11 protein-coding genes are annotated in these 12,956 nt (G+C 75.7%); 8 read left to right on the top strand and 3 right to left on the bottom strand.

What is annotated here, in order from left to right; genetic code table 11:
• The first annotated feature begins 79 nt into the window (after positions 1 to 79).
• Genes C2L58_RS20290 through C2L58_RS20275 form a run of 4 tightly spaced genes read left to right on the top strand, consistent with a single transcriptional unit; the run spans position 80 to position 8,264 of the window.
• The gene (locus tag C2L58_RS20290; RefSeq protein WP_103339430.1) at positions 80 to 760 is read left to right on the top strand and encodes a hypothetical protein; all 681 of its coding nucleotides are present in this window, start codon (positions 80 to 82) and stop codon (positions 758 to 760) included.
• Between the two features lie 18 nt (positions 761 to 778).
• Positions 779 to 2,482, top strand: coding sequence for a fatty acyl-AMP ligase (locus tag C2L58_RS20285; protein WP_103339161.1), 1,704 nt, complete (start codon positions 779 to 781; stop codon positions 2,480 to 2,482).
• A complete protein-coding gene (locus tag C2L58_RS20280) occupies positions 2,479 to 6,810 on the top strand; it encodes a type I polyketide synthase (RefSeq protein ID WP_103339160.1) in 4,332 nt (1,443 codons plus the stop codon). Before C2L58_RS20285 ends, C2L58_RS20280 begins: the two co-directional genes overlap by 4 nt.
• A complete protein-coding gene (locus tag C2L58_RS20275; RefSeq protein WP_233225810.1) occupies positions 6,801 to 8,264 on the top strand; it encodes an MFS transporter in 1,464 nt (487 codons plus the stop codon). The genes C2L58_RS20280 and C2L58_RS20275 overlap by 10 nt, the downstream gene beginning before the upstream one ends.
• 25 nt (positions 8,265 to 8,289) lie before the next feature.
• Here the strand turns inward: C2L58_RS20275 and C2L58_RS20270 are convergent, their stop codons facing one another.
• On the bottom strand, positions 8,290 to 8,748 hold the full coding sequence (locus C2L58_RS20270; protein ID WP_103339159.1) for a MarR family winged helix-turn-helix transcriptional regulator: 459 nt from the start codon (positions 8,746 to 8,748) through the stop codon (positions 8,290 to 8,292).
• Between the two features lie 53 nt (positions 8,749 to 8,801).
• On the opposite strand from C2L58_RS20270, the gene C2L58_RS20265 reads away from it, so the two are divergent.
• Positions 8,802 to 9,245, top strand: a complete 444-nt coding sequence (locus C2L58_RS20265) for a nitroreductase family deazaflavin-dependent oxidoreductase (RefSeq protein ID WP_103339158.1) — start codon at positions 8,802 to 8,804, stop codon at positions 9,243 to 9,245.
• On the top strand, positions 9,242 to 10,441 hold the full coding sequence (locus C2L58_RS20260; RefSeq protein WP_103339157.1) for an FAD-dependent oxidoreductase: 1,200 nt from the start codon (positions 9,242 to 9,244) through the stop codon (positions 10,439 to 10,441). The genes C2L58_RS20265 and C2L58_RS20260 overlap by 4 nt, the downstream gene beginning before the upstream one ends.
• Here the strand turns inward: C2L58_RS20260 and C2L58_RS20255 are convergent.
• Complete coding sequence (locus tag C2L58_RS20255; RefSeq protein WP_103339156.1) at positions 10,411 to 10,872, bottom strand: SRPBCC family protein; 462 nt, start codon at positions 10,870 to 10,872, stop codon at positions 10,411 to 10,413. The two genes, C2L58_RS20260 and C2L58_RS20255, sit on opposite strands and share 31 nt — an antisense overlap.
• A gap of 87 nt (positions 10,873 to 10,959) precedes the next feature.
• On the opposite strand from C2L58_RS20255, the gene C2L58_RS20250 reads away from it, so the two are divergent.
• Entirely contained in the window at positions 10,960 to 11,394 is a 435-nt protein-coding gene (locus tag C2L58_RS20250) for a DUF4383 domain-containing protein (RefSeq protein ID WP_103339155.1), read from the top strand.
• Here the strand turns inward: C2L58_RS20250 and C2L58_RS20245 are convergent.
• Positions 11,345 to 12,574, bottom strand: coding sequence for a glycosyltransferase 87 family protein (locus tag C2L58_RS20245; RefSeq protein WP_103339154.1), 1,230 nt, complete (start codon positions 12,572 to 12,574; stop codon positions 11,345 to 11,347). The two genes, C2L58_RS20250 and C2L58_RS20245, sit on opposite strands and share 50 nt — an antisense overlap.
• Positions 12,575 to 12,692: 118 nt before the next feature.
• Between C2L58_RS20245 and C2L58_RS20240 the strand changes: the two genes are divergently transcribed.
• Entirely contained in the window at positions 12,693 to 12,917 is a 225-nt protein-coding gene (locus tag C2L58_RS20240; RefSeq protein WP_103339153.1) for a hypothetical protein, read from the top strand.
• Positions 12,918 to 12,956: the final 39 nt, after the last annotated feature.

Genomic DNA, 12,956 nt, shown 5'->3' with positions numbered 1-12,956 from the left:
CGTCGCTCGAGGCGTCCCGGCGAAGGGTTCCAGCGCAGGGGCCGCACCTCCCCCGAGAATGCTCCCGGAAGGGTTCTTCATGGCTGCCCGAATTCGTTTTCCTCCGGCCCGCTTCGCCGTCCTCCTGATCGCCGCGGCCGCCGTGGCCACCATTTCACCCGCAAAACCGGCCACCGCGGTCCCGGTTTCCGGGCCGCCCGCCGGGCCGCCACCGGTGCCGCCGGCCGCACTGCTGCCCGCCGAGGCCGTCCCCGGGCCGCCCGCGGCGCGCGACGTCTTCGACGTCGCGACCGCACTGTCCACTTCGGACCGGAAGGCCGGCGGGGAGTGCGCCGACGTCGTCCACGGCCGGCTGCTGGGCCCCGGCGCGGTCAGCGGCCAGGGCTTCCAGACGGCGGTCCCCGGCGGGCAGCTGTCCGAACTCGTCGCCCGCACCCCGCAGCCGACCGACCTCACCGCCTGGGCCGCGCAGGCGCGCCGCTGCACCCGCGTCGCCGCCGACGACCAGGACCTGCCCACGATCTCGACCACGACCGTCGCGGCCGGGCCCACCGTGCCCGGCGCGCAAACCCTGTCCTACCAGCAGGTGCTGACCCTGCCCGGGCAGCCGGCCGAGCTGCCCGGACTGCGCCTGCGCACCGTCGCCATCGCCGCCGACGGCGTGCTCGTCCTGCTCCGCGACGCCGGAGCGACCGACCTCGACCTCGACACCCTGGCCGTCGCCGCGTGGCAGCACGCGGCCCCGCGGCTGGGCCGCTAGCACCCGCAAGGAGAACCCATGTCCCAGGAGAACTTCCCGGCGGTGGGCGGCGACACCCTGACCGCGTGCCTGCGCCACTGGGCGGCGACCACGCCCGACGCCCCCGCCCTGACCTTCGCCGACTTCGCCGAGGACCCCTCGGGGCGGCGGCGCACGCTGTCCTGGCGGCAGCTGGCCGAGCGCGTCGACGCCGCCGCGGGCGCGCTGCCGGTGTCGCCGGGCGACCGGGTCGCCGTGCTCTGCCCGCAGGGCCCGGACTACGTCATCGGGTTCCTCGCCGCGATCACCGCGGGCGCGATCGCCGTGCCCCTGTTCGATCCGGGCCTGCCCGGCCACGCGGGACGGCTCGCCGCGGTCCTCGCCGACTGCGCGCCGTCGGCCGTCGTCACCACGGCCGGCGCCCGGCCGGGTGTCGAGGAATTCCTCGGCCGGGACACCGCCGTCGTCGCGGTGGACCGGCCGGAACCGGCGCGAACGTGGCCGGCGCCCGCCGCGGCCCCGGACGACGTCGCGTACCTGCAGTACACCTCCGGTTCGACGCGCAGCCCGGCCGGCGTGGTGCTGACCCACGCGAACGTGCTCGCCAACGTCACCCAGGTCGTGCGCGGCCTCGGCCTCGACCCGGCCGCGGCCACCACGGTCTCGTGGCTGCCGCTGTTCCACGACATGGGGCTCGTCCTCGGCCTGATCACGCCCCTGGCGCTGGGCCTGCGCTCGGTGCTGATGGACCCGCTGGCCTTCATCGAGCGGCCGGTCCGCTGGCTGGAGCTGCTCGGCGACCACGCGGGCAGCTGGAGCGCGGCCCCGAACTTCGCCTTCCACTACTGCGCGAGCCGGATCCGCGAGGCCGACCGCGCGCGGCTGCGGCTCGGCCGCGTCGCCGCGATCGTCAACGGCGCCGAGCCGATCAACCCCGACGTCCTCGACCGGTTCCACACCGCCTTCGCCGCCGCCGGGTACCGGCCGGAGCTGACCCGCCCGGCGTACGGGCTGGCCGAGGCCACCGTCTTCGTCACCACCGGCCCCGCCGCGACCCCGCGCGTCACCACGTTCGACCGCGACGCCCTCGCCACGGGCACCGCGCGGCCGGCCGGGGACGGCATCCGGCTCGTCGCCTGCGGTGCCCCGGCCGGGCAGCTCGTCGCCCTCGTCGACCCGGACACCGGGGTCGCGCGCCCCGACGGCTCGGTCGGCGAAATCTGGGTGCACGGGCCCAACGTCGGCGCCGGGTACTGGCGGAAACCCCTGGAGAGCACCGAAACCTTCGGCGCCCGGCTGGCCGGCGACACCCGGTCCTGGCTGCGGACCGGCGACCTCGGCGTCCGCCACGACGGCGAGCTGTACATCGCGGGCCGGATCAAGGACCTGATCATCGTCGACGGGCGCAACCACTACCCGCAGGACGTCGAAGCGACCGCCGCGTCGGCCGACCCCGCGATCCGCCCCGGCAGCGTCGCCGCCTTCGCGGTCGCGGGCACCGACACCGAAGCCGTCGTCGTGGTCGCCGAACACCGCGGCCACGCGGAGCTGACCGAACCCGCCGAGCGGGCGCTCGCCGCCGCGATCCGGCGGCTGATCTCCGACGCGCACGGGCTCGCGCTACGAGACGTGCTGCTCGTGCCGCCCGGGCGGGTCCCGCGCACGTCCAGCGGCAAGATCGCGCGCGCCGCCTGCCGCGACCGCTACCTCGCCGGCGACTACGGAAAGGTACTGGCGCGATGAGCGAGCCGACGACCGACACCCTGCGCCGCTGGCTCCTGGACACCGTCGCCGAGCACACCGGCGTCACCGCCGAGCCCGACCGGCCGCTCGGCGACTACGGCCTGTCCTCCCGCCAGGCCGTCGGCATCGCCGCCGACCTCGAGGACCGGCTCGGCCGGCGGCTGCCGGCCACCCTGCTGTGGGAAAGCCCGACCATCGACCACCTCGTCCGCAGCCTGGCCGGCACCGAAGAGCCGGACGTCCCGCCCGCCACGGATCGCCGCCGGACCGACCCCGTCGCCGTCGTCGGCCTGGGCTGCCGGTTCCCCGGCGCGGACGGGCCCGGCGAGTTCTGGGACCTGCTGCGCGGCGGACGCGACGCCGTCCGGACCGCGCCGCCAGGCCGCTGGAGCGCCGAGGCCGCCCCGGTGCTGGGCGGGTTCCTCGACGACGTCGCCGGGTTCGACGCCGAGCACTTCGGCATCACGCCACGCGAAGCGGCGACGATGGACCCGCAGCAGCGGATGCTCCTGGAGGTCACCTGGGCGGCGCTCGAGCACGCCGGCATCGCGCCGGCGTCGCTGCGCGGCAGCCGGACCGGCGTGTTCACCGGCATCGCCACCCACGACTACGGCCACCTCACGATGGCCGGCGGCTCGCCGGACCTGTGGACCGCGACCGGTGCGGCGGCCAGCATCGCGGCCAACCGGCTGTCGTACGTCTACGACCTGCGCGGGCCGAGCATGGCGGTGGACACGGCGTGCTCGTCGTCGCTGGTCGCGGTGCACCACGCGGTGCGCGCGCTGCGTGACGGCGACGCGGACCTGGCGCTGGCGGCGGGGGTCAACCTCATGCTGCTGCCGGGCCCGACGGCGGCGTTCGCGGCCGCGGGCCTGCTGGCGGGCGACGGCCGCTGCAAGACGTTCTCGGCGGCCGCGGACGGCATCGCGCGCGCCGAGGGCTGCGGCGTCGTGGTGCTCAAACGCCTGGCCGACGCCGAAATCGACGGCGATCGGGTGCTCGCGGTGATCCGGGCTTCGGCGGTCAATTCCGACGGCCGTTCGAACGGCTTGGCCGCGCCGAACCCGCTGGCGCAGCAGGCGATGCTGCGGGAGGCGTACCGGGCCGTCGATCCGTCCACTGTGGACTACGTGGAAGCGCACGGGACCGGCACGTTGCTGGGCGACCCGATCGAGGCACGCGCGCTGGGCGCGGTGCTGGGCGCGCGCCGTGCGGCCGCGGCGCCGTTGCTGATCGGTTCGGTGAAGACCAACATCGCCCACGCCGAGGCGGCCGCGGGGGTCGCCGGGCTGATCAAGGTGGTGCTCGCGATGCAGCACGGGATCCTGCCACCGCAGCTGCACTTCGCGGCGCCGAACCCGCACATCGCGTTCGGTTCGCTGGGGCTGCGGGTGGTGGCCGAGCCGACGCCCTGGCCCCGCCACACCGGCCGCGCGACGGCCGGGGTGTCCGCGTTCGGGTTCGGCGGGACGAACGCGCACGTGGTGCTGGAGGAGGCCGCGGCGCCGGGCGTGGGTCGGGAGAGCGGCCGGTCCGGCAGTGGTGCTTCGGGGCGGAGCCGTGCCCAGCCGACCGGCTCCGGCGGCGGCGTCCGGATCGGGCTGCTGTCCGCCCGGACCCGCGACCGTCTCACCGAGCGGGCCACCCAGCTGGCGGACTGGCTCGACTCCCCCGCCGGGCGCCGGAGTTCGCTCGCCGACGTCACCCACACCCTGTTCCGGCGCGACAACTCCGGCCCGCACCGGGCTGCCCTCGCCGCCGCGGACCACCGTGAACTCGCCGCGCTGCTGCGAGCCGTCGGGGATCGCGTCGATCCCCTGCCCGCCGGGGCCGTCACCGGGGCCACCGTCGCCGGGGAAGGGCCCGTTTTCGTCTTCTCCGGGCACGGGTCCCAATGGGCCGGGATGGGCCGGCACCTCCTGGCCGTCGAGCCCGCCTTCGCCGCGCAGGTCGACAAGCTCGGCGATGCCTTCACCGAGCACACCGGACGGTCGTTGCGCTCACTGCTCACCGGCCCCAATCCCCGGACGCTGGCGGAAACCCAGCCGGCGATCTTCGGGACGCAGGTCGCGCTGGCCGCGCGGTGGGAGGCGTTCGGCGTCCGGCCCGCGGCCGTCCTCGGGCACTCGCTCGGGTCCGCGGCCGCGGCCGTCGTGGCCGGGGTGCTGACCGCCGACGAGGCCGTCCACCTGGTTGCCACCCGCGCCCGGCTGCTGGAGTCGGCCGGTCCGGGCGGCGCGATGGCCGCGGTCGAGCTGACTCCCGACGAGCTCGCCGAGCACCCCGGCGTCGAGCTCGCGGTCGACTCGGCGCCGGGGCAGGTGACCGTCGCCGGGGACGCCCAGGTGCTCGACCGGCTCGTCGCCGAGCTCGAGGCCACCGGGCGGAGCGCGCGGCGGCTGCCCGTCGGGGTCGCCGGGCATTCGGCCGGGGTCGAGCCGGTGCTCGGCGCCTTGCGTGACGCACTCGCCGAGCTGGGCGGGCGGCGGCCGCTGGTGCCCTGGTACGACACGGTGCTGACCGACCCGCGCGAGCTCCCGGACTTCGACGCCGGTTACTGGGCCGCGCACCTGCGCCGCCCGGTCCGGTTCCGCCAGGCGGTCACCGCGGCGGCCGCGGACGGCCACCGCGTGTTCGTGGAGGTGTCTCCGCACCCGATCCTGCGGGGATCGCTGGCCCGCACCCTCGAAGCGGCCGGGATCACGGACGCGGTGGTGACGGGCACCCTGCGCCGCGGCCAGGACGAGGTCCGCGCCTTCGCGGCGGCGGCGGGCACGCTGTACTGCGCGGGCACCCGCATCACGGCAACCACCCCGGACGACGGCGCCCAGCTCACGGACGTGCCCCCGATGCCATGGCGCCACGAGCGGCACTGGTACACGGACACGCGCACAGACACGGACCACGTCGGGCACCGCCCGGCCACCGCCGGTGAGCGGCTCGCCGCACCAACCACCGCGACCGCCCCGGCCGCAGCCGCAGCCGCCGGACCCCACGCCACTCCGGGTCACTCCGCAAGCCACCCCACCGCAACACCCACCGCCGGCGATCGCCTCGCCGCCATCGTCGCCGCCGTAATGGGCTTATCCCCCGACCGCCTGGACCCCGATGTCCCCCTCGTCGACCTCGGACTCGACTCGCTCATGGCCAACCGGATCCGCGAAACCGTCCGTCGGGAACTCGGCGCCGAACCCGATGCCGCCGCCGTTCTCCGAGGAGCCACCCTCGCCGACCTCAACCGCGATCTCGCCCCCCGCGGGGACGAACCTCCGGCCCGGGGCCGGGCCTGGGACGCCGCCGATCGCCTCGTGCTCCGGCTCTGGCGGCAGCACACCGGCACCGAGGCCGCCGGCCCGCACGTCCGCCTGACCGGCACCCCGCAACCCGAGCAGCTGGCCCGGCTGCTCGCCGACGGCCTCGCCACCGAACTCGACACCCCCGTCGACCCGGCGGACCTCCTGCGCCACGACTCGCTCGCCGCCGTCGCCGATGTCGCGCGGGCTCTTCTCGACACCCGGGAGGCACGCGGGCCCGTGCACCTGCTCGCACCCGGCGACGCCGGCACCCCGCCCCTGCTGCTGTTCCACCCCGGCGGCAGCACCTGCACCGTCTACCGCCCGCTGCTGGACCGGCTGCCCGCCGGCGTGCCCTGCGTCGGCTTCGAACGCGTGCCCGGCGCCGGCATCGAGGACCGCGTCGAACGGCTCCTGCCGCTCGTCCGGGCCCGCGTGCCCCACGGCCCCTACCGCCTCGCCGGCTGGTCGTTCGGCGGTGCCCTCGCCTACGGCGTCGCCGCGCGGCTCGCCGACGAGGGCGAGCCGGTCGAGCTCGTCGCGCTCATCGACACCATGCTGCCGCTGCCCGAACCGGACCTCGATCCGCGCGCGTCGTCGGCCCGGCGGTTCCTGCGCTTCACCGGCTACGTCGAAGGCACCTACGGCCGGACCGTCCGCCTCGGCCACGACGAACTCGCGCCGCTGCCCGAAGAAGAACAGATCGAGCTCACCATGCGCCGGGTCGCCGAAGCCGGGTTGCTCAGCCCCGGCGTGCTGCGGCACCAGCACCAGTCCTTTTTGGACACCCTGGCCGCGGAACGCGGGACACCCCGGCCCTACCACGGCCGCGTGGTGCTGTACCGGGCCACCGAACCGTACGCCGCCGGGCTCGCGATGGAACCGCGCTACTCCCGCACCGACCCCGCGGCGGGGTGGGACCGGCTGTGCCCGCGGCTGGAGATCGTCCCGGTGGCGGCGCACCACCTGTCGGTCGTCGACCCGCCCCACGTCGACGTCGTCGCGCGGCACCTCGCGGACCTGCTGTGGCCGTGACGCACGCGAGCGTCCGCGCGTGGCCGCTGCTTACCGTGCTCGGCGCCGGCCTTTTCCTGGTCGCGGTAGACGCGACCGTGCTTCACGTCGCGCTGCCCGACCTCGTCCGGCAGCTGCGGCCGAGTGCGGCCGCGCAGGTGTGGATCGTGGCGAGCTACCCGCTCGCCGCGGCGCCGCTGCTCCTGCCGTCCGCCACGCTCGGCGACCGCTTCGGACGGCGGCGCGTGCTCGTCACCGGCTACGTGGTGTTCGGGGTGGCGTCGCTCGGCTGCGCGCTCGCCCCCGACGTCCCCGCGCTGCTCGCCGCGCGGGCGGCTCTCGGCGTCGGCGGCGCCCTCATCATGCCGGTCACGATGGCGCTGCTGCGGGAGCTGTTCCCGGACCGGCGGCGGCGGCGCACCGCCATCGCGGTGTGCAGCGGCATCGCCGGGACCGGCTCGGTGTTCGGGCCGGTCCTCGGCGGCCTGCTCGTGCAGGCGTGGGGCTGGCGGGCGACGTTCCTGGTCAACCCGCCGGTGATCCTGGCCGCGGTCGTGGCGGCGCTGCGGTGGCTGCCGCGGAGCCCGCCCGGACGTGCGCCGTGGGACGCGCTCAGCGCCGTGCTCGCCGCCGGTGGGGTGCTCGGGATCGCCGCCGCCGTCGGGCCGTCGGGGGGCGGCTTCGCGGCGGGGGCCGCCGGGTGCGTCCTCCTCGCGCTCTTCGTGCGCCGCCAGCGGCGGGCCGAAACACCCCTGCTGGACCTGGCCTTGTTCCGGCGGCCGGGGGTGCCGGCCGCGGCCGGCGGGATCCTGCTGGTGATGAGCACCCTGGTCGGGCTCGGGCTGCTGCTCGCCCAGTACCTCCAGGTGGTGCTCGGCCTGTCCCCGACCGCCGCGGCCGCCCGGCTGCTGCTCGTGCTCGGCGCGTCCGCGGCCGGCAGCGTGGTGGCGCCGGCGCTGCTGGAGCGGTTCGGCAACACCCGCGTCCGCACGGCGGGGTTCGCGCTCGCGGCGGCGGCCCTCGGCATCCCGGCGACGGGCGGGCTCGGGTCGCCGTGGTGGCTGGGCGGAGCACTGGCCGGTTCGGGCCTCGGCATGGCGCTCGCGCTGACGTCGAGCACGGACACGCTGCTGGCGGCCGCCCCCGCCGACCGGGCGGGCGGCGCGGCCGCGGTCGAGAAGACCGGCTACGAGCTCGGGGCGGGCCTGGGCACGACGGCGTTCGGCTCGCTGGCGGCGGCCGTTTACGCGGCCCACCTGGCGGTGCCGCCCGGCGTGCCCGACGCGGCGGCACGGCTGGCTTCGGCCGGACCGGCACAGGCCGAAGCCGCGGCCCACGACTTCGCGGCGGCCACCGAGCTGCTCACCGCCGCCCGGGCGGCCTGCACGGTGAGCGTCCAGGTGGCCGCGTCCGTCGCTTGCGGGCTTTTCGCTGTTGCGGCTCTGCTTTCGGCTTTTCGAAAAGCCGACGTATAGGTCGTTATACGAGCAAGACTGCCGGCTAACTCGCGCCCGGCGGCTCGGCGGCGTAGGCGCGGAGGATCTCCGTGGTGTCGCCCAGGAACCGCGCCACCACTTCCGCTTGCCCCGGCGCCAAGCCGTCGGTCAACCGGGTGATGGCGTCGACGAGCGGGGCCAGCGCGGCCCGGACCTCGGTGCGGGCCGCCTCGCTGACGACGAGGGTCACCCGCCGCCCGTCGCGCGGGTGCGGGTCGCGGCGGACGTGCCCGGCGGCCTCCAGGCGGTCGACGAGCACCGTGGCCGACGCGGACCGGATCTTCAGCGCGTGCGCGAGGTCGACGGTGCCCATCGGCGTGCCGGTCGCCAGGTGCTGCAGCGCCTGCACGTCGGTCGCCCCGAGGCCGAGGCGCCGGGCCAGGGCGATCTGGACGTCGTGCGCGAGGGCGAGGAGCTCCCGCAGGGCGAGGTTCACCCGGAGCGCCACGGGACTGTCTTCCACCCGGTCATTCTAGGTTAGCTAGACAATCTAGCTAGTTTTGCTACCGTGGAAGCGTGGACGTCCGAGCGATGAACGCCGAAATGACCGCGAAGCTGATCGATGCCCCCGCCGAGCCGCCAACGGACGGCGGGTACGCCCTGCGCGTCGTCGAGACGCGCGGCCGCCGCACCGGCGAGCCGCGGCGGGTGCCACTGGCCGTGGTCGCCCGCGACGGCGGCGAGTACCTCGTCTCCCCGGTCCGCGACCGCGACTGGGTGGAGAACCTCCAGGCCACGCCGGAGTGCGCGCTGCTGTCCGGCGGCCGCCGCGAGGGCCGCCGGGCCGACTCGGTCGGCGGCGAGGAGGCGGCCGCGGTGGTCGCCTCCTACCTGGCCGCGATGTCGGTGCCGTGGGCGATCAGGGCGTTCCCGGTCCCCCAGGACGCGACCCCCGCGCAGATCCTCGAGCACCTGCCGGGCATGGCGGTGTTCCGGCTGTCCACAGTGGACGAGCCGTGAGCGTCGCGATCGCGGGCGGCGGCCCGGGCGGGCTGCTGCTCGGCTACCTGCTCGCCCGCGCCGGCATCGAGGTCACCGTGCTCGAGTCGCGGTCCGGCTTCGACCGCGACTTCCGCGGCGACTCGCTGCACCCGTACACCCTCGAACTGCTCGACCGGCTGGGCTTGGCCGAAGACCTGCTCGAGCTCGACCACTTCAAGGCGCGCTCGTTCCGCTTCCACACCCCGGACGGCGTCTACCGCGCCGCCGACTACGACCGCCTCCGCACGCCGTACGGCTACGTCGCCCTGATGCCCCAGGTGCGGTTCCTCGACTTCCTCGCCGAGCGGGCGAGCGCCCTGCCGTCGTTCACGCTGCGGACCAACGCCAAGGTCACCGGGCTGCTCGAAGCGGGCGACGGCACGGTGACCGGCGTGCGCCACCGCGGCGGCGAACTCGCCGCGTCCGTCGTCGTCGGCGCCGACGGCCGGTTCTCCACCGTGCGGCGGCTGGCCGGGCTCCAAGCCCGGTCGCTCGGCGCGACCACCGACCTGCTCTGGTTCCGGCTGCCCCGCTCCCCCGCCGACCCGCCGGACGCGGACCTCGACCTCTACTTCGGGCGCGACGCCTACATCGGCGTCCTCGGCGGCGTCCGCGACTGGCAGGTCGGCTACAGCATCGAAAAAGGCGCTTACCCCGCACTGCGCGAGCGCGGGGTGGAGCCGATCCGCGCGTTCGTGCGCGAACGCGTGCCGTGGCTGGCCGACCGGGCCCACCTGCTCACGGACTTCTCGCAGACCACGCTCCTGTCGGTCGACATCTCGCGCGTGGACCGCTGGTCCCGGCCGGGCCTGCTGCTGCTCGGCGACGCGGCGCACGTCATTTCCCCGGTCGGCGGCAACGGCATCCTGATGGCGATCCAGGACGCCGTCGCCGCGGCGAACCGGCTGGTCCCCGCCTTCCGCCGCGGCGGCGTCACCCCCGCGGACCTGGCGGGCGTGCAGGCCGGCCGGATCCGCGCGATCGAGCGGGTGCAGGCCGACCAGGTGCGGGTCGAACGGCGGGCGGCCGCCGCCCGGGCCCGCGGCCGCGGCGCCGCACCTCCGAAGCTGCTCAAGTACCTGTTCGCCGTGCCGGCGGTGCGCACCCGGGGCGCCCGCGGCAACGCCTACGGGCCGTTCCCGCCTCAGCTCGACGAGTCCCTCTTTCCGTCGTAGGAGGTCCAGCCGCCCTGGCCTTCGGCCGCCTCGACGTCGGCGTCGGCGGACGCGGCGTGCGTCATCGCGGCGACCGTCTGTTCGAGGCCCTGCTGGACCTCGTCCCCGTCCGCTTCCCGGACGCTGTGCAGCGTGACGGTGATTTCCGAGGACGCCGGGCCGTCGTCGCGGATGCGCAGCTCGCCGTGGTAGTCGTCCGGGCCCTCCGCACCCCACGTCAGCGACCGGGTCGCCGCGTCGGTGTGCAGCCACGCCTCGCTCGCGACGCGGTTGCCGTGCACCTCGGCCTCGACGTGGACGCTGTCCCCGCCCGTCGGCTCGGCGACCTTCATCTGCGGGAAGTACCGGGGCAGGTTCTCCGGGTGGCTCAGGAACGCGAACAGCTCGTCCGCGGGGATGTCGGCGGTCGCGCTGTGGCGGTACTCGGTCATCGGGTCGCTCCTCGTCGGGGTCCGGATCGTGCCCGGATACCCGTGAAGTGGTGCTTTAAAAGGGTTCAGGCGGGGAACCCCGAAGGCATGACGGCCACTGAACCCGAGACCCGGGCGCCTCGGCGGGGTCCCGCCCCCGTCCAGGGCATGGGCATGTTGATCGGCCTGCTGTTCCTCGTCCTCGCCGCGCTGGAGCTGATGGCCGGGGTGCCGGCCGGCGGTGGCCCGCGCGTGCTCTTCGGCGTCCTCGCCGTCTCCGGCGTGTGGACGCTGGTGCACCTGCTGACCGGCGCCACCGCGGTGTTTTGCACCCGCTCGTCGCGCTGGGCCGCCCGGTTCCTCCTGGTCGCCGGTGCCTGCTACGCCGTGGTGGGGCTGGCCGGGCTGCTCCCGTTGCCGCACGTGATCACCGACGCGCTGCCGCTGAACACCGCGGGGATCTGCTTCGACCTGGCGCTCGGCACGGCGATGCTCATCCTGGGAGCGGGCTGGCTCCGGCTCGGGCCGGCACGACGGCGCTGACCGGTTCCGCCCGCCGCGGGAACCGCACCAGCACCGCCGTCAGCAGCACCGCGAGTCCGAAAAGGACATAGCCGTTCCCGGTGAGCTGCTGGAGGAAGGTCCACTGCCGTTCGACCTCTCCGCCGCGCGGCCACCACCACTGCGGCCCCGCGACGAAGAGCACCGCGCCCGCCCCGGCCAGGAGCGCATATCCCCGCCGCCGCGTGCGGCGCGCCAGCTCAGCCCAGCCGAGCAGGACGACCACGGCCCAGGCCCAGTGGTGGGTCCAGGAGATCGGCGAGACCAGCAGCCCCCCGATCGCGTTGAGGCCGAGCGCGACGATCTTCTCCCCCGCGGCCAGCGCGCGCCGCACGCCCAGCGCCGTCAGCACGAGCACCACCGCCACCAGCGGCAGCCACCACGCCGTCCGCGCCTCCGGCGGCACCCCGGCCCTGGCCAGCAGCCCGAGCAGCGACTGGTCGCCGGCGTAGGTCGGCTCGCCGACGCGGCCGGTGTCCCACAGCGCGCCCGTCCAGTACCGCACCGAGTCCGCGCCGGCGAGCAGGAAACCCACCGCCGTCGCGGCCAGGAACGTCACGACGGCGGTCACCGCGGCCCGGCCGTCCCGCCGGAGCAGGAAGTACAGCAGGAACACCGCCGGCGTCAGCTTCACCGCGGCGGCGAGACCGATCAGCAGGCCACGCGGCCGGCGCGGGGTCTCCACCAGGACGTCCAAGACGACCAGAACGAGCAGCAGCAGGTCGATCTGCCCCGCGTACAGCGTGCGCAGCACCGGTTCCAGCACCTCGGCGGCCAGCAGCAGCGCCGCCACCCGCCGCCAGTCGCACCGGGCACCGAGGGCGCGCAGCACCGTCACCAGGACCACCGCCAGCACGCCGAGCGTGAGCAGGGTGAGCGCGAGGCAGGCCGCCCAGTACGGCAGGAGCGCCAGCGGGGCCAGCACGATGGCCGCGAACGGCGGGTAGGTGAAGAGCAGGGACTGGCCGTCGCCGGTGGGCGGCAGCGTGCCGTAGAGCGCCTGGCCGTGCAGCAGCGCCGCCGAGCCGAGCCGGTAGACGTCGAGGTCGACGCGGTAGGCCGGGAACCGCCACCGGCCGCCGTTGTACGACACGAGCACCGCCACCAGCACGAGCAGCTGGGCCCCCAGCAGCACGTACTTGTTCCCCAGCCTGGCTCGCACCCCTGCTCCCCCTCCGGTCACCCCACGCATTCTGTCGGGTCCCGGGGCGGGCACCATCCGGGAAACCCCCGAAGCCGACCCCGGGAAAACCGGTTGCCGCCCGTGCCACCCTGGGCGGATGGGGACACCGGAGGGCTTCGCCTACCGCGACGAGGGCGGCACCGTGACGATCACCCACCACGACCGCCCGGCGGGCACGCTGCGCGGGGCGGCCGCCGCCCGGTTCCTGGCCGCGGTGGCGCGGGGTGACGACCAGCAGCAGCTGATGGCCCGGGTGACCGGCAACTACAAGCACGGCAACGAGCGCCGGGCCCGGGAGCACCCCCGCAATCGCGGCCGCTGACGTCCGGGACCATCGCGGCGGGGATCTTGAGGCCGGTGG

It is taken from the genome of Amycolatopsis sp. CA-126428, assembly GCF_002904335.1.
GTDB lineage: Bacteria > Actinomycetota > Actinomycetes > Mycobacteriales > Pseudonocardiaceae > Amycolatopsis.
Note: the sequence above shows the minus strand (reverse complement) of the source record. Positions and strands in the feature narration are given on the sequence as shown.